The sequence below is a fragment of the Pontixanthobacter luteolus genome, assembly GCF_009828095.1.
Taxonomy (GTDB): Bacteria; Pseudomonadota; Alphaproteobacteria; order Sphingomonadales; family Sphingomonadaceae; genus Pontixanthobacter; species Pontixanthobacter luteolus.
This window is the reverse complement of the sequence record NZ_WTYP01000001.1, coordinates 1,115,189-1,131,783: the sequence shown is the minus strand read 5'-3', so window position 1 is coordinate 1,131,783 and position 16,595 is coordinate 1,115,189. Positions and strand designations below refer to the sequence as shown.

11 protein-coding genes are annotated in these 16,595 nt (G+C 60.0%); 9 read left to right on the top strand and 2 right to left on the bottom strand.

Annotated features, from left to right (window positions below; all coding sequences use genetic code 11):
• The first annotated feature begins 31 nt into the window (after positions 1-31).
• Genes GRI43_RS05370 through trxA form a run of 7 tightly spaced genes read left to right on the top strand, consistent with a single transcriptional unit; the run spans position 32 to position 11,353 of the window.
• Positions 32-2,356 carry a sensor histidine kinase gene (locus GRI43_RS05370; RefSeq protein WP_160730015.1) on the top strand — a complete coding sequence of 775 codons (2,325 nt, stop codon included), beginning with the start codon at positions 32-34 and terminating at the stop codon, positions 2,354-2,356.
• Positions 2,353-2,796, top strand: a complete 444-nt coding sequence (gene tsaE, locus GRI43_RS05365; RefSeq protein WP_160730014.1) for a tRNA (adenosine(37)-N6)-threonylcarbamoyltransferase complex ATPase subunit type 1 TsaE — start codon at positions 2,353-2,355, stop codon at positions 2,794-2,796. Before GRI43_RS05370 ends, tsaE begins: the two co-directional genes overlap by 4 nt.
• Positions 2,793-3,782, top strand: coding sequence for an aminoglycoside phosphotransferase family protein (locus GRI43_RS05360; RefSeq protein WP_160730013.1), 990 nt, complete (start codon positions 2,793-2,795; stop codon positions 3,780-3,782). The genes tsaE and GRI43_RS05360 overlap by 4 nt, the downstream gene beginning before the upstream one ends.
• Positions 3,779-4,498, top strand: a complete 720-nt coding sequence (locus tag GRI43_RS05355; protein ID WP_160730012.1) for a nucleotidyltransferase family protein — start codon at positions 3,779-3,781, stop codon at positions 4,496-4,498. Before GRI43_RS05360 ends, GRI43_RS05355 begins: the two co-directional genes overlap by 4 nt.
• 9 nt (positions 4,499-4,507) lie before the next feature.
• Entirely contained in the window at positions 4,508-7,474 is a 2,967-nt protein-coding gene (gene addB, locus GRI43_RS05350) for a double-strand break repair protein AddB (protein WP_160730011.1), read from the top strand.
• Positions 7,471-10,986, top strand: coding sequence for a double-strand break repair helicase AddA (addA, locus tag GRI43_RS05345; RefSeq protein WP_160730010.1), 3,516 nt, complete (start codon positions 7,471-7,473; stop codon positions 10,984-10,986). Before addB ends, addA begins: the two co-directional genes overlap by 4 nt.
• A 46-nt stretch (positions 10,987-11,032) precedes the next feature.
• Positions 11,033-11,353, top strand: a complete 321-nt coding sequence (gene trxA, locus GRI43_RS05340) for a thioredoxin (protein ID WP_160730009.1) — start codon at positions 11,033-11,035, stop codon at positions 11,351-11,353.
• A gap of 9 nt (positions 11,354-11,362) precedes the next feature.
• Here the strand turns inward: trxA and GRI43_RS05335 are convergent, their stop codons facing one another.
• On the bottom strand, positions 11,363-12,166 hold the full coding sequence (locus GRI43_RS05335; RefSeq protein ID WP_338090028.1) for an inositol monophosphatase family protein: 804 nt from the start codon (positions 12,164-12,166) through the stop codon (positions 11,363-11,365).
• Positions 12,160-13,386 carry a bifunctional glutamate N-acetyltransferase/amino-acid acetyltransferase ArgJ gene (gene argJ, locus GRI43_RS05330; protein WP_160730008.1) on the bottom strand — a complete coding sequence of 409 codons (1,227 nt, stop codon included), beginning with the start codon at positions 13,384-13,386 and terminating at the stop codon, positions 12,160-12,162. The genes GRI43_RS05335 and argJ overlap by 7 nt, the downstream gene beginning before the upstream one ends.
• A gap of 98 nt (positions 13,387-13,484) precedes the next feature.
• On the opposite strand from argJ, the gene GRI43_RS05325 reads away from it, so the two are divergent.
• Positions 13,485-13,751 carry a hypothetical protein gene (locus tag GRI43_RS05325; RefSeq protein WP_160730007.1) on the top strand — a complete coding sequence of 89 codons (267 nt, stop codon included), beginning with the start codon at positions 13,485-13,487 and terminating at the stop codon, positions 13,749-13,751.
• A gap of 93 nt (positions 13,752-13,844) precedes the next feature.
• The gene (gene secA / locus GRI43_RS05320; protein WP_160730006.1) at positions 13,845-16,592 is read left to right on the top strand and encodes a preprotein translocase subunit SecA; all 2,748 of its coding nucleotides are present in this window, start codon (positions 13,845-13,847) and stop codon (positions 16,590-16,592) included.
• Positions 16,593-16,595: the final 3 nt, after the last annotated feature.

The window sequence follows — 16,595 nt, the reverse complement described above, 5'->3', positions numbered from 1 at the left end:
TCAAGCCTCTGCCGCGCATAGCTGACCAGTCATGGAATTTTCGCCCACAGCAATGATTGGAATCGGGCTTTTGCTCGCGGTTTGGACCGCGGCAGCGGCCTGGATGATGATCGCTGCCAGTACCAAGGCCCGCAAGGCAGAAGGCAGCAAAAAGGCCGCCCGCCGGATGGCGCGCATGATTGACGAAGCTCCGGCCATTCCGCTGATGATCCGGACCGATGGGCGGATCGAAGGTTCAGACCGCCTCGCCGGCTGGCTCGGCTTGGATAAACTGCCTGAATATCTCAGCGAGTTGGACGGCGGTGCCGGCAAGGGCCTGTCAAAAGGCCAGCTTACCGAATTGACCGAACTGGTGCGCAAAGCGCAGAAAACTGCTGCGCCGTTTCGTATGGCACTGACCCCGCCTGGATCGCAGCGCAGCCTGGCCCTGCGCGGTGTCCTGGCGGATCCACAAGTGTCCCCCGGCGGTGCCGCGCTGGTGTGGGTATTCGATTTCAGCGAGAGCGAGAGCGAGCTGTCACGTCTGCGCGAAGAAGCCGCCCGCGCACGCGGCGATTTCGGTGCGCTGGTCGGACTGATCGAAGCGGCCCCGATGCCGATGTGGTTTCGCGGGCGCGACACACAGCTTAAACTGGTCAACAAGGCCTATGTCGATGCTGTCGGTGCAGCGAATGCGGATGCAGCGGTTGAGAAACAGGCTGAACTCATTGAGGCAGTAGATGGCCTGACAGCGGCTCAGATTGCCGGGCAGGCGGCAGACAAGAACCTGCCGATTGAGCGCGTTGTTTCGACTACCATCGATGGCCAGCGGCGCGCGATGCGGGTCAGCGACCTACCGCTCGGCAGTGAGGGTGTTGCCGGGTACGCTGTCGATATCGAGGAGATGGAAGAACTGGGCCGTCAGTTCCGCGCGTTTCGCGATGCACAGCGGTCGATCCTTGATCAATTGTCGATCGGGGTGGGACAGTTCGATGGAGAGCGTAAGCTGGTATTTGCGAACCAGCCTTTCCGGCGCATCTTCGGTCTGAATTCCGGCGCGGTAGCGCAAAACCTTGAGTTTGAACGCCTGCTGTCGAACGCGCGTGAGAATGGGAAGACACCCGAAGTCCGGGATTTCCCCGAATGGCGCGCCGAACATACAGCCTGGTTTGCATCCGACGAAACGCAGGAAGAAGCCTGGCCGTTGTCGGACGGAACCCATTTGCGTGTGGTTGCGCAGCCGATGCCCGATGGCGGGCTGGTGATGATCGCGGAAGACCGCACCGAACAGCTGGCCCTGTCCGCAACCCGCGACACGCTGCTGCGAACACGTACAGCCACATTCGACAGTCTGTTCGAAGCGCTGGCGGTGTTTGCGCCCGACGGGCATCTACAGCTGTGGAACCGCAGTTTTGCCGGCACGTGGGGGCTGGACCCCGAATTGCTGGATGCGCATCCGGCGGCACCCGAATTGCTGGAAGCGATCGCACCCAACCTCGAACAGCCGAAACAGGCAAAGTCGATCGGTGAGGTTATTCGCGCAGCCACGCTTGACCGAAAGGAACAGGCGGGCCGGATATTGCTATATGATGGCCGCACACTGGAATTTGCCGGTATTCCGCTGCCTGATGGCAACGGGCTGCTGACAGTCCTCGACGTGACCGCGAACGAGCAGGCGGAAGCCGCCCTGCGAGAGCGGAACAAGGCGTTGGAAGCAGCGGACGAAGTCAAAACGCGGTTCTTGTCCAACATGTCGTATGAATTCCGCACACCGCTGACCTCGATTGGCGGGTTCGCCGAATTGCTCGAGGCGGGTATCGCGGGCGATCTGTCGGATCAGGGCCGCGAATATGTGCAGGCGATTCTGGAATCGGTTTCGCGTCTCACCGAGCAGGTCGAAAACGTGCTCGATCTGTCACAGAGTGAAGCGGGGCTGTTGCCGCTTGCGAAAGAGCGGATCGATATGATGCCGTTCGTAACCGATGTCGTTCGCGCGCGCGAAACGTCGATCAATGCTGGCGAACTCACCCTCGACCTTCGTGGCAGCAAGGCAAGCGGCAAGATCGAGGCCGATCCGCGGCAACTGGGCCGGGCAATTGGCCAGTTGCTCGACAATGCGATTGCAGCAACGCCCAAAAACGGGAAAATACTGGTCGATGTTTCAAAGCCGAAAGGCGTGGCCCAGATTGTCATCTCCGACAGCGGGGCGGGCATGACCAAGCAGGAACTTGCCCGTGCGCTGGACGGTCAGGGCGATGAAAAGCGTCAGGGGCTGGGCATTCCGCTGTCCCGCCAACTGATCGAGGCGCATGGCGGGACGCTGGAAATCCAGTCACAAAAGAACGCCGGAACATCCGCGATCATTCGGCTCCCATGAAAGTGAACCTGCCCGATCTGGCTGCGATGGAGGCATTCGGCAGCCGAATTGCGGATGTGCTGGAACCCGGTGACGTGGTCGCGCTGAATGGCGGTCTCGGTGCAGGCAAGACAACACTCGCGCGAGCGATCATCAGGGCGCTTGGCCACGAGGGCGAAGTGCCGTCACCGACCTTTACAATAATCGAGACTTACGATCCCCCTGCGGTTTCGCTGCCCGTGGTGCATGCAGATTTCTACCGCCTCGAAGATCCACGGGAAGCCGAGGAAATCGGTCTCGACGATTACCGCGATGGCACGGCGCTGATCGCGGAGTGGCCCGAAAATGCTGGCGGATTCTCGCATGAGGCAGGCTGCCTCTCCATCACGCTGGAAACTGCGGATGAGGGGCGGATTGCGATTGTCCAACGCGGCCAGAATTGGCTATCCCGATTGTCATGAACGATTTGCCCGACGGACTTGATTCTTTCCTAAAATCATCAGGCTGGGCGGGGGCCGAGGTAAGCCCGATCCCAGGCGATGCGTCTTTCCGGCGCTATTTCAGGATCAGGGACGCGGACCGCCGGGCGATGCTGATGCATGCCCCGCCGCCGGAGGAAGACCCGAAGCCTTTTCTTCACGTCGCCAAATGGCTGGGCCAGCATGGCCAGCGGGCGCCGGAGATTTATGCCGAAGATGCCGGTTCGGGCTGGGTCCTGACCGAAGACTTCGGCAATGACCGGATGCGCGACTGGCTCGATGAAAATCCGCAGGGTGAACAGGCAGCCTATGCCGCCGCGATCGATGCGCTTGCGCGGCTCCATCAGAGCCCGGCCGGGCCGTTCGATCCATACGATATGGCCGTATATCAGCGTGAAACCGATTTGCTGACCGAATGGTTCTGCCCTGCGATGGGGCTGGATGCGGATCACGAAGGTTACCGCGCGGCCTGGAAAGAAGTGCTGGCGCCCGTCGTGGAGAGGCAGGCACCCGGCGTTACTGTACTGCGCGATTATCACGCCGAAAACATCATGTTGCTGAATCCGGCCAAGGACGGGTCGGGCGAGCAGGGGCTGATCGATTTTCAGGACGCTTTGGTGGGCCACCCGGCATACGATCTGGTGTCACTGCTGCAGGATGCGCGGCGCGATGTGTCGCTGGAACTGGAAAGGCAAATGCTCGACCGGTATATTGCCACTGCTGCACCGGGCGCCGATTTTGAGGCCGACTTCGCGCGCCTTGGTGCCCAGCGCAACGCAAAGATCGTGGGCATTTTCACACGGCTCAACAAACGTGATCGCAAACCGCATTATCTGGATTTCATACCGCGTGTCTGGGACGCGCTGGAACGTGACCTGATGCATCCCGCGCTTGCACCGCTGGCGGACTGGTTTGATGCCAATATTCCCGGCCATATACGCGACGCCAAGGGAGGGCGCCCGGAATGACGACGAAGCTCGCATCCGACACCGCCATGGTCATGGCTGCCGGGCTGGGAAAAAGGATGCGGCCGTTGACTGCATCACAGCCAAAGCCGCTGGTTCGCGTCGCCGGAAAACCGCTGATCGATTATGCGTTGGACAGCCTTGCATCTGCTGGTGTCGAGAACGCTGTCGTGAATGTCCATTATCTTGCCGATGCACTGGAGGCACATCTTCAGGACCGCACATCGCCCAAGGTCGCGATCTCTGACGAGCGCGAGCAATTGCTGGAAACCGGCGGCGGGATGATCAAGGCGCAGCCGAAACTGGCTGACCCGTTTTTCTGCCTGAATGCCGACAATATTTGGCTCGACGGGCCACGCGATGCATTTCACGACCTTTCCCGGCGATGGAATCCGGAAATCATGGACGCGCTGTTGCTTCTCGTGCCGCATGCCCGAGCGCTCAATTTCAGCGGCAAGGGTGATTTTCACATGGACGCGGTCGGGAAAGTCAGTCGCCGGCGTTCCGGGCGTATCGCGCCATTCATCTACACCGGCATCCAACTGGTATCGCACCGCCTGTTGAGGGAGGCGCCAGAGGGTCATTTTTCGACCAATCTGCTGTGGAACCGGGCGATCGAAGAGGGGCGCCTTTACGGGACGTCCTTTACCGGTAACTGGTTCGAAGTCGGCACGCCGGAGGCAATCAGGCCGACCGAGGAAGCGCTGCAACGTGGATAGGCCAGCCGCATGAGCGGCCAGACGCCGCAGATGTATTCCATCGCTGCGCATCGCGGTTTTGCCGATGCACTCGTTGCCGGTCTCGTCCCGCGCTATTCCGAGGAACAATTCGGGCTTGCCAGGCTGACCCTGCTGCTGCCGAGTTCGCGCGCCATGCGCACTGTGAGCGAGGCTTTCATCAGGCACTACGGCGCACAAGGCGGGCAGGGAATGCTGATGCCGCGCATGGCGGTGGTCGGCGACCTTGATCTCGACGAAGCGCTGGGCAGCCTGCTTGATCCGCTCGGCGCGCTGGGCATCCCTGCTGCGGTCGAGCCAACACGCCGCTGGCTCACGCTGGCGGACATTATACCTGCAGCGATGGCACGTCTGGGAATGACAGTTCCGAATGCGGCCACGGTCTTGCGTCTGGCTAGGCAACAGGCAGAAACGATGGACAGGCTGCTAGCGGAAGAGATTTCGCCAGAGCAGCTGTGGGAACCGGAAACGCTTGCCGCGATGGAGGGTAATGCCCGTCACTGGGAAGACAACACCAAGCTATTTTATGCTGTCCAGAAAGCTTGGCAGGCTGAGCTGGAGAACATGGGCCGGATTGATGCCGCATCCCGGCGCAACCGTTTGTTCGATCACGCAGCGAAAACGTGGAAGGACACGCCCCCACAAACCCCGGTGGTGGCGGCCGGTGTAACCAGTGCGGCACCCGCGCTTGCAAGGCTTCTCAAGGTCGTGTCGCAATTGCCGGGCGGTGCGGTGATCCTGCCTGATTTCGATCTCGCCCTGGATGACGAGGTATGGGACGAACTGGGCGCTGCGGGCGGTCCTCCTGAGCCAGGCAGACCGGTGTTCGAACGCGGTGATGCGGTGACCCATCCGCAATATCACCTGAAATTGCTCCTCAATCGGATGGGGATAGCGCGCGGTGAAGTACAGCAGTGGCACCGTAAGGGTTTGGCTGCCGCGCCGCCAGAACGGACCCATGCAATTTCCAGCCTGTTCCTGCCGCCTGAAGCCAGCAAGAGCTGGGTCGATCTTCCGCCCGACAAACGCCGCCTGTCCGGTGTGCGTATCATGGAAACCGCCAGCCCCGAGTCCGAAGCACAGGCCGTCGCGCTGCTTGTCAGGCAGGCGCTTGAAGAGCCTGAGAGACGGGTCTCGGTCATCACGCCTGATCGGGGGCTCGCCCGCCGTATCGTCCAGCATTTACGCCGCTGGTACATAGAGGCTGACGATTCCGCCGGGCGGCCGCTTTCCCAGACTGCTGCTGGCCGTTTGTATCTGCTGCTCTCGGAGGTGATGGCCGAACGGGCCGCTCCGGTGCAGCTTCTGGCACTGCTTCAGCATCCATTGGTGAAGTTCGACGATGGGCGCGGGGACTGGCTGAAAGCTGCCCGGCAGTTCGAGCGCGCTTTGCGGGGACCGCGGCCGGCACCGGGTCTGGACCCGCTCAAGCCGATTGCGGAAGAGGCGCATGTTTCTGAATGGTTCACGCAGGTGTGTGACATCTTGCAGCCATTGCTGGATGCGAACGGGCCTCAGCCGCTGGAAGACTTCATCACCCTGCTATCCGAGGCCGGCGAGCTGCTCTGCGGTGATGCGTTATGGAGCCGAGAAGACGGCCGCGCCTTGTCTGCGTTCATTGAAGATCTGCGGCTTCACTGCGCTGATACCAAAACCGGTCTTGAAGCTGACGAGTTATACGTCGCACTCCGTGATGCGATGGAAGCGGTGGCGGTTCGGCCCCCATATGGCGGACATCCCAGGGTTTCGATCTACGGTCTGCTTGAATCGCGGATGAGCCGCGCGGATCTGGTCATCTGCGCGGGCCTCAATGAAGGCAGCTGGCCTGCGACACCGTCAAGCGACCCGTTGCTGGCACCGCCGGTCTTGCGGGCATTGGGAGTGCCTGGCGCAGACTTCCGGATCGGTCTTTCCGCGCATGACCTTGCAGGTGCGCTGGGCGCACCGGAGGTTGTGCTGAGCAGGGCTGAAAGGGACATAGACGGACCAGCGATACCTTCCCGGTTCCTGCTCAGGGTCAAGGCGCTGCTGGGCGACGATCTTATTGATCGCCATATCGAACAGCAGGTGCCGAAACTGGCCGCTGAAATCGACAATGCCGAACGGGCGGGGCCGTATGAAGTGCCTCAGCCTTGCCCGGCGCCTGAGCAGCGGAAGCAACGGATCAGTGTAACCGCGCTCGATCGGCTGCGGTCCGATCCGTACCAGTTCTATGCAGGTTCGATTCTGCGCCTCAAGGAACTCGACACGCTTGATGCCAGGCCATCGCCCGCGTGGCAGGGAACAGCGGCGCACGAAATTCTGGAGAACTGGCACAAGACCGGACGGCCCATGGTGGAGGTTGCGGAGGAGGGCCTGCGCCAGATGAATTCGCACCCGCTGATGCGCGCCCTGTGGCAGCCGCGCCTGATGCGAGGGCTTGAGTGGGTCGAGGACACAATTGCGAAATTCGAAGGGCGAAAGCCGAGATTGTTCGAAGAATGGGCCGAGATGATAGAGCGCGGCGTGACTATATTCGGCAAGGTCGACCGGATCGACGAGCTGGAAGACGGCGGGCTGGCAATCGTCGATTACAAAACCGGGAAAGCGCCTAGCAACAAAGAGGTGGCAGCCGGTTACGCGCTGCAGCTCGGCACGATCGGCTTAATGGCGCAAAAGGGCGCATTCCCGGCACTGTCAGGTACGCCAGAGAAATTCGAATATTGGTCGCTGGCGAAAAGTGACAATAGCGAAACTGGCTTCGGTTCTGTTTCGACCCCGGTCAAGAAAGGGCAGAACCGAAGCAACATAATGCCTGAAGACTTCTTGCCGCAGGCGCAGGCATTTCTCGATGATGCGCTGGACACCTGGATATTGGGCAATGCGCCGTTCACGGCGCGCCAGAACCCCGATGCGAAAGTCTATGCCACCTATGACCAATTGATGCGGCTGGAAGAATGGATGGGGCGCGAGGAATGAGCAGCGCACCGAAAACAGGCCGGGTGTTCCCGCTGCAGGAAAATCAGGCGCTGGCGGTTGATCCGCAGGAGAGCGTTTGGCTGTCCGCATCGGCGGGCACAGGCAAGACCCAGGTTCTCTCAGCCCGCGTTTTGCGTTTGCTGCTGCGCCAAAGTGTCGATCCGTCGCAGATTCTGTGTCTGACATTTACCAAGGCTGGCGCAGCGGAAATGGCGACCCGTGTGAACGAAGTGCTTGCCAACTGGGTGCGCATGAAACCGGAAGTTCTGGCCAAGGATTTGCGGGCCATCGGTGCCCCGATCGACGAGGCAACGCAAAGCCGCGCTCGCAGCCTTTTTGCCAGCGTGCTCGATTGCCCCGGCGGCGGGCTTCGGATCGATACAATCCACGCGTTCGCGCAGTGGCTGCTGGCTGCTTTTCCAGAAGAAGCAGGACTGGCTCCGGGCACCAGGGCGATGGAAGATCGCGACCGTGAGCTGCTCGCCCATGATGTGCTGGCCGACATGCTGGTCGAATGGGAAAGTGCAGGCGAAACCGACCTGCTGGATTCTCTCGCCATGCTCAGCATCCAGATGGCCGCGGACAAGACGCAGGCATGGTTGATGCGGTGTGCCAATGCGCGCGAATTGTGGTTCGGACCGGACGCTTGGCCGGATGACCTCATGCCGCGCGTCAAGAGTCTGTTGGGTCTGGGCGTTGATGCAAAGCCAGAAGATTTGGCTGAACTGTGCATGGATGAGAATTTCGACGTCGACGCGCTGAAGCAATGCGCTGCTGCGGCAGTGTCGTGGGGCAGGCCGACCGGTCTCAAGATTGCTGACGCGATCGCAGATTGGTTGGCAGCGAGCCCGAAAGTTCGGCTCGAGAAGATCGATGAGCTGAACGATGGGATTTTCACCAAATCCAAGGCTCCGCGGTGGCTTGCTTCCATCGTGAAACACGAACCTGATTACCAGGCCGTGACAGATCGCGCTCTGGATTCGATTTCGAAGATCACCGAGATGCGAATGCGGTTCGAGTTCGCTGACCGCCTGGCACCCGCATTGCGCGTCGGGCGGCGGTTCGCGCTGCGCTGGGAAGAGGCGAAAAGCCGGGAAGGCTTCATCGATTTCGATGATCAGATCCGCCGCGCCGCGATGCTCCTTTCGCGGTCGGATATGGCCGACTGGATACGCTACAAGCTGGACCGCCGTTTCGACCACCTCCTGATCGATGAAGCGCAGGATACCAACGAGGCGCAGTGGTCAATTATTCGCGCGCTAACCGGGGATTTCTTCGCCGGAGAAGGGCAGCATGATGACAAGCTGCGAACCATATTTGTTGTCGGTGATTACAAGCAGGCGATCTTCGGATTTCAGGGGACCAGCCCTGAAAACTTCGAGATCGCGCGCGAGCATTTTGATAAGGAAATGTCGGCGGCAGCGGACAATGCAGCTCAAATCCGCGGTGGTAACGATGTCCGCGAATTGCTCAAACTGGGGCTGGGCAGGTCATATCGCACGGCGCAGCCGGTGCTCGATTTCGTCGATGCGGTGATTGAAAAGATCGGGATCAAGGCATTCGGCCTGACCCGAGATCCCGGAAAACACAAAGGTGACGAGCGGCCGGGCGAAGTCGTTTTATGGAAACCGATCAGCGCCGCCCCGGCGGACGACGATGCAGCCACAAGCAACGACAATGATGGCACCGAACTGCGCGTGACCGGGTCTGAACGCCGCATGGCGGACGCGATTGCCAATCAGGTCAGGGACTGGCTCGATCACGGATATCCGCTGGTCAAGGGCGGCACGCCGAGGAATGCCGGACCGGGCGATATCATGGTGCTGGTCCGCAAGCGCAAGGAACTGGCCGGACTGATCGTGGCGCGGCTTTATGCCAGAGGCATTCCCGTTGCGGGGGTCGACCGCCTGCGGCTGGGTGAACCGCTTGCGGTCAAGGATCTGATGGCAGCCCTGCGGTTTGCTGCGCAGCCGCTGGACGATCTGGAATTGGCGAACCTGCTGGTGTCTCCCCTGATCGGGTGGTCGCAGGAAGATTTGCTTCAGCACGCCTGGCGCGATCAGAATGTGCGCCTGTGGGATCATATCAGGAAAAGCGATGCGCCGCTGGCGGTAGAAACCGCGGACCGGCTGCGCGATTTGCTTCGGCTGGCCGATTTCGAGCCGCCACAGGCGCTGCTCCACTGGATGCTGCTGGGACCATGGCAAGGCAGAAAGAAACTTATCGCGCGTCTTGGGAAAGAGGCGAATGATCCGATCGATGAATTGCTCAATGCGGCTTTGGGATACAGTTCGGTTCACACCGCCAGTTTGCAGGGTTTTATCCAGTGGTTCGATGCCAGTGAAAGCGATCTGAAACGCGAAGCCGGGGCGAGTGAGGGGCTGGTCCGTGTCATGACTGTGCACGGTTCAAAGGGGCTTCAGGCACCGATCGTGATTTTGGCCGATGCGACCGGGAACCCCGACAATTCGGACGTCGGCGGCGTGACCCTGACAGAGAAAAGGGCGGGCGGCGGCGAGATTGAAGTGCCGGTACTTTCGCTCAGAACGGACGAGATGATCGATCCTGTGCGTGAGGCCAAGGAAGCTTCCATGGCGATTGGCCGGGAAGAACACTGGCGTCTGCTTTACGTGGCGATGACCCGTGCGGAAGAAGCGCTGTTTGTCGGCGGCGCGCTGGGCAAGACGGAGAAAATCCCTGCGCCCGACAGCTGGTATGCGCGGCTCGAATCGCTGATGCCAGAGGAAAGCGAGGAGGGTACTGCGTTCGGCAGTTACCGCGTCTGGGGCAGACGCCCCGAGCCGGTATCCGGTGGTCAGACACCTGACGCTCATTCGGCTCGTTCCGTTTCCCTGCCGGATTGGGTCACCACGCCGATCGGGCCCGAACCGCGCCCGCCTCGGCCATTGGCACCTTCGGCTGTGGGCGAGGAGCAAGCAGCCGACCCGCCGCTTCCCCCAGATGCGGTTCGCGAGGCAGCCCGGCGCGGCGTCTTGATCCACAAATTGCTGGAAAGGCTGCCCGATGTCGCCGTTGAGGAAAGGAACGATCGCGCCGAGAAATGGCTGGCCGTGCATGCAGCCGACCTTTCCGGACCTGCGCGGGATGAGATCGCTCTCGCCGCGATCCGGGTGATTGGCGACGCGTCGTTCGCAGCGTTGTTTTCCGACCAGGCCTTGGCAGAGGTTCCTCTGGCGGCAACCGTCGATGGGCAGGTAGTCGCTGGGATCGCCGACCGTCTTCTGGTGACCGCCAGCGAGGTCACGGTTGTCGATTTCAAGACTGCGCGCCGCCCGCCCGAAACGCTTTCACAAGTGCCCGAGGCGACAATCCGCCAGATGTCAGCTTACGGCGCAGCATTGCAGGCGATCTATCCAGACAAGGCGGTCAGGGCCGCATTGCTCTATACTCAGACCCCTAAACTCATCGAGATTCCGGCCGAGATGATGGCGGCAGGCAAGTCGCGTTTGTCCACAAGGCAGGAAAGCTTTCCGCCAATGGACGTTGAGTAAATATGCTTCGTGCCTAGATAGGGCACAACAGAACAGGAGATTTACCATGGCGACAATCAACGTCACCGATGAAAGTTTCAAAACCGACGTACTCGAATCCGACAAGCCCGTGCTGGTCGATTTCTGGGCCGAATGGTGCGGACCATGCAAAATGATCGGCCCCTCGCTTGAAGAAATCAGCGAAGAGCTCTCCGACAAGGTCACCATCGCCAAGATGGATATCATGGAAAACACCGGCATTCCGGGTGAAATCGGTGTCCAGTCGATCCCGCTCATGGTCCTTTTCAAGGACGGCAAAGCTGTCGCGCAGAAATTGGGCGCAGCGCCGAAAAGCCAGCTAAAGGGCTGGATTGAAAGCGAGCTCTAAAGTTCTCTTTTAGCTGATCAAGGCAACCCGTTCGGCCAGCTCGTCCCACAAGGATGGGCTGGCCGCGCCGATCAGGCCCGGACGATCCCATTCGTCCACGCGGTATTCGCTGCCATCGTTGCGAGCCGCCTTGCCGCCCGCTTCGTTGAGCCAAAGTACGCCTGCGGCATGATCCCACGGCAGCGTGCGGTTGAATATGCTGACGTCGTTAGTGCCTAGCGCTAGCCGCGGATATTGTTCCGCTGCACAGCGCGGAATGTCGACCAGCGAATAATGCGGCGCGATATGCTGCTGCACCTTTTCACGCAAACCGTCTTCCATGAACAGGGTCGAGATACCCGCGATCGGCGGTGTCTGTCCGGTAGTGCGGGCGGTTATGCGTTCACCGTCAATGAACGCACCTTCGCCCCGGTGCGCATGGCAGAACCGGCCTTCGAGCGGATCGTAGATCCATCCAGCCTGTGTCAGACCACCCTCGCATAGTGCGATTAGGATGCCGAATGGCGGCTTGCCGCTGGCAAAGTTTCCCGTCCCGTCGATGGGGTCAATAATCCAGCACTGCTGCGACAGGCCGTCGAGAACAGACGGGTCTGCTTCGCTAGCCTCTTCGCCGACAATCGCGAGGCCGGGCAGGATCGCTCCCAATCCTTCTGCCAGCATGACCTCTGCCTCACGGTCAGCGACTGTGACCAGCTCGTTCTTGCCCTTGTCGGCAATCTCGCTCTGCGTCAGGTTCTGGTAACGGGGCAGAATTGCTGTCTCCGAAACACGGACCAGCAGTTCGCGCATGGCTTCGTTCAGTGATTTCACGATCTGTAATCCGCGTTGATGTCGATATATCCGTGGGTCAGATCGCAGGTCCAGACTGTCGCGCTGCCGCCGCCAATTCCGATGTCGATTTCTATAGTTATGTCCTGCCCCTGCAAATGTCTTGCGACAGGCTCTTCGTCATAGTCAGGAACGGGTTGGCCGTTTTTCGCGGCCCAGATCCCGCCGAACCCGATCGAGAGCCTGTCCCGGTCGGCAGGTTCGCCGGCCTTGCCAACCGCCATGACCACGCGGCCCCAGTTTGCGTCCTGCCCGGCGATGGCCGTCTTCAGCAGAGGAGAATTCGCCACCGACAAACCGATCTTCCGCGCGCTTTCGTCGCTGTCAGCGCCGCTCACCGATATTTCGATGAATTTGCTTGCGCCTTCGCCGTCACGAACGACCGATTGCGCCAGCTGCAGGCAGACATCGTGAAGCGCCGCGGCGAACGCGTCCGCTCCGTCATCGTCATAGGATCTGATCGGCGCATTGCCCGCAGCGCCGGTTGCGAACGCCAGCACGGTATCGCTGGTCGACGTGTCGCTATCGACGGTGATGCACGAAAATGTCCGCCGGTTCGCTTCTGACAGGATTTCCTGCAGGAATGCCGGGTCGATTGCTGCGTCGGTGAAGATGTAGCCGAGCATGGTTGCCATGTCTGGCGCGATCATCCCGCTGCCCTTGATGATCGCGGAAATCTCGACGCGTGTGCCGCCAACCATCGCCGATGCCGTGGCACCTTTGGCGAAAGTATCGGTCGTCGCAATCGTGTTCGCGGCGTCTTCCCAGCTGCACGGCTCCGCATTCAGCGCAGCGTCCACGCCATCGCGGGCCTTGTCCTTCGGCAGAGGCACGCCAATGACCCCGGTTGAACTGACGAACACTTCGGCAGGTACACAATCGAGATGAGCGGCCACCTGTTCCGCGATCTGCTCGACAGCTTCGCGGCCGCGGTATCCGGTGAAGGCGTTTGCGTTGCCCGCATTGACGATCAGCGCCCGGGCCTTGCCGTGCTTGACCTGCTCTCGCCCCATTTCGACTTCGTTCGACGGGCACGCGCTCTGTGTAAATACCCCGGCAACCGCAGTGCCTTCAGCAAATTCGGCAAAGGTCAGGTCGGCGCGGTCCCATTCCTTGTACCTCGCACGCGCGATGCGCAGGGTTACTCCGCCGATTTCCGGCATTTTTGGGAAGGGAGTGGCCAAGGGAGAGCGTGCAAGTTCCATGGCATTGTCGCTTAGTTACTCGTTGTGGTCCCCGCAATCCGCATCTTGGCAATTTCTCGCAGTGGACTATCCGGCGCGGCGTACCTATAAAGAATGCCATGCGCCGTTTGCTCGCTTTTCTTGCGCTTCTTTCCGGACTTGCCGCCGTTGGTACGCCGGTGGGCGCTGCCGTTTCGAACGGTGTTTGCGAACAGGTCGCCAGCGCGGAAGTCAGCGAGCCTGGCAAACAGGTGCAGTGCGCCTGCGATACCAAGCGTCGCGGCCCGGCAGGTGTTGCGGGATCCGAACGCGGGGCCAAGACGCGCAAAGCGGTCAAAATCTTCATCCCGACCGTTCAGTTCGGTGCTGACCGCGCGCACGAATAGCGCCCAGCTTTAACCGGCTAACCAATTCTGCTGCCTCACTGCGCGCTGCGCCGGGGCGGCCCTCTCCATATTCTGTCTCTCGAAAGACTTCGCATGATCAATTCACTCCTGAAATCCGTATTCGGATCGTCCAACGATCGTTACGTCAAATCGCTTGGTAAAATCGTCAATCAGATCAATGATCTGGAGCCTCAAATTCAGGCTCTGAGCGACGAGGAACTGCAGGCGCAGACAGTAAAATTCCGCGCTATGCTGGAAGAGGGCAAGACCCTCGACGATATTCTGCCGGAAGCTTTTGCGACGGTTCGCGAGGCATCCGTCAGGGTGCTGGGTATGCGCCATTTCGATGTGCAGATGATTGGCGGCATCGTGCTCCATCGCGGCGAAATCTCCGAAATGCGCACGGGTGAAGGCAAGACGCTGGTGGCGACGCTGGCGGTTTATCTCAATGCGGTCGAGGGCAAGGGTGTCCACGTGGTCACCGTCAATGATTACCTCGCCAGCCGCGATGCGGAATGGATGGGCCAGCTCTATCGGTGGATGGGCCTGACCGTCGGCGTGATCGTGCCTAATCTGGGCGAGTATGAGCGCCGCGAGGCTTATGGTTCCGACATTACGTACGGCACCAACAATGAATTCGGTTTTGATTATCTGCGGGACAACATGAAGCAGAGCCGTGACCAGATGGTCCAGCGGACCTTCAATTTTGCAATTGTCGATGAAGTCGACTCGATCCTGATCGACGAAGCGCGGACCCCGCTGATCATCTCCGGCCCGACCGAAGACAAGACCGATCTCTACGTCTCGATCGACGCGATCGTGAAGGAGATCCCTGAAGACTGGTACGAGAAGGACGAGAAGAGCAAAAATATCGGCCTGACAGAAGACGGCACCGAAGAGATCGAGAAGCTCTTGATCGAGCGGGGCCTGTTGGAAACCGACAATCTGTACGACGTCGAAAACACGCAGATCGTGCATCACATGGATCAGGCGCTGAAAGCCGTCCATATGTTCAAGCGCGATACCGACTACATCGTTAAGGACGACAAGGTCGTCATCATCGACGAATTTACCGGCCGCATGATGGACGGGCGTCGGTGGTCCAATGGCCTGCACCAGGCTGTCGAGGCGAAGGAAGGCGTCAAGATCGAGCCTGAAAACCAGACGATGGCCTCGATCACTTTCCAGAACTATTTCCGGATGTATCCAAAACTAGCCGGCATGACCGGTACGGCTGCCACGGAGGCGTCCGAATTCTGGGACATCTACAAGATGAACGTGGTCGAGATCCCGACCAACAAGCCGGTCCAGCGGATCGACGAAGAGGACGAGTTCTACAAGAACACGCAAGACAAGTTCGCAGCCATTGCCAAGGCGATCCGCGAGAAGAACGAGATTGGCCAACCGGTTCTGGTGGGTACGGTTTCCATCGAGAAATCGGAATTGCTGGCAGAGTTTCTCAAGAAAGAGGGCGTCGCTCACGAAGTTCTGAACGCCCGCTTCCACGAACGTGAAGCGCATATCGTTGCACAGGCAGGCCGCCTGGGCGCTGTCACCATCGCGACCAACATGGCGGGCCGCGGCACCGATATTCAGCTGGGCGGCAACGTCGAATTCCGTATCGAGGCCGAGCTGGCCGGTATGCCGGAAGGGCCGGAACGTGATGCCGCGATCCAGAAGATCGAGGAAGAAGTCGGCGCCGAACGGCAGAAGGTCAAGGAAGCTGGCGGCCTGTTCGTGCTGGCAACCGAACGGCACGAAAGCCGCCGTATCGACAACCAGCTGCGCGGGCGTTCCGGGCGTCAGGGAGATCCGGGCCTGAGCCGGTTCTACCTGTGCCTGGAAGACGATCTGCTGCGCATCTTCGGGCCAGACACGCTGTTTTCGCGGATGATGAACTCCAACCTCGAAGACGGCGAAGCGATCGGTTCAAAATGGCTGTCGAAAGCCATTGAAACCGCTCAGAAAAAGGTCGAAGCGCGCAACTACGACATCCGCAAGCAGGTTGTTGAATACGACGATGTCATGAACGACCAGCGCAAGGTTATTTATGAACAGCGCGCGGAAATCATGGACAGCGAAACGGTTGGCGATGTGGTGGTCGATATGCGCCATGACACGGTCAACAGCATCGTCATGCAATCCTGCCCTCCGGGATCCTATCCGGAACAGTGGAACATGGATCTGCTGAAAGAACGCGTCGCAGAAGTGCTGGATCTGCAGCCGCCATTCGATGAATGGCTGGAAGAAGATACGGTGGAACCGGAAATCATCGAAGAACGCCTTCTGGCCATGGTCGATGAACGGATGGAAGCGAAGATCGCCAATGCCGATCCGGATATCTGGACCCGCGTCGAGAAGAGCATCCTGCTGGAACGGCTCGACCATTTCTGGAAAGAACATCTGGCGACGCTCGACGCTTTGCGTCAGGTCGTGTTCCTGCGTGCACATGCGCAAAAGCAGCCGATCAACGAATACAAACAGGAAGCTTTCGGCCTGTTCGAACAGATGCTCGACAGCTTGCGTGAAGACATCACCAGCATCCTGCTGAAAAGCGAACTGCGCATTCAGCAGCCTGTTCAGGAGGAATTGCCTGATCTGCCGGACTTCCTGACCGGACATATCGATCCGCTGACGGGCCTCGACAATTCGAACGATGGTGACGGATCGGCTTCGCAGGCATCCCTGTTCGGTTCGCTGGCGGGCAGCCCCCGTGCGGCAGCGGGGCCGGGCGGGTCGAACCGAGAAAATCCCTATGCCGATCAGGTAATCAGCCGCAACGCACCGTGCCCATGTGGTTCGGGTAACAAGTACAAGCACTGCCACGGCGCAGTCGCGTAATAA

What these genes read in the sequence shown, in the direction of transcription:
- GRI43_RS05360 (WP_160730013.1), top strand. Translation starts at nt 2,793, where the DNA reads ATGAACGATTTGCCCGACGGACTTGATTCTTTCCTAAAATCATCAGGC.
- GRI43_RS05355 (WP_160730012.1), top strand. Translation starts at nt 3,779, where the DNA reads ATGACGACGAAGCTCGCATCCGACACCGCCATGGTCATGGCTGCCGGG.
- tsaE (WP_160730014.1), top strand. Translation starts at nt 2,353, where the DNA reads ATGAAAGTGAACCTGCCCGATCTGGCTGCGATGGAGGCATTCGGCAGC.
- secA (WP_160730006.1), top strand. Translation starts at nt 13,845, where the DNA reads ATGATCAATTCACTCCTGAAATCCGTATTCGGATCGTCCAACGATCGT.
- addB (WP_160730011.1), top strand. Translation starts at nt 4,508, where the DNA reads ATGAGCGGCCAGACGCCGCAGATGTATTCCATCGCTGCGCATCGCGGT.
- trxA (WP_160730009.1), top strand. Translation starts at nt 11,033, where the DNA reads ATGGCGACAATCAACGTCACCGATGAAAGTTTCAAAACCGACGTACTC.
- addA (WP_160730010.1), top strand. Translation starts at nt 7,471, where the DNA reads ATGAGCAGCGCACCGAAAACAGGCCGGGTGTTCCCGCTGCAGGAAAAT.
- GRI43_RS05325 (WP_160730007.1), top strand. Translation starts at nt 13,485, where the DNA reads ATGCGCCGTTTGCTCGCTTTTCTTGCGCTTCTTTCCGGACTTGCCGCC.
- GRI43_RS05370 (WP_160730015.1), top strand. Translation starts at nt 32, where the DNA reads ATGGAATTTTCGCCCACAGCAATGATTGGAATCGGGCTTTTGCTCGCG.
- argJ (WP_160730008.1), bottom strand. Translation starts at nt 13,386, where the DNA reads ATGGAACTTGCACGCTCTCCCTTGGCCACTCCCTTCCCAAAAATGCCG.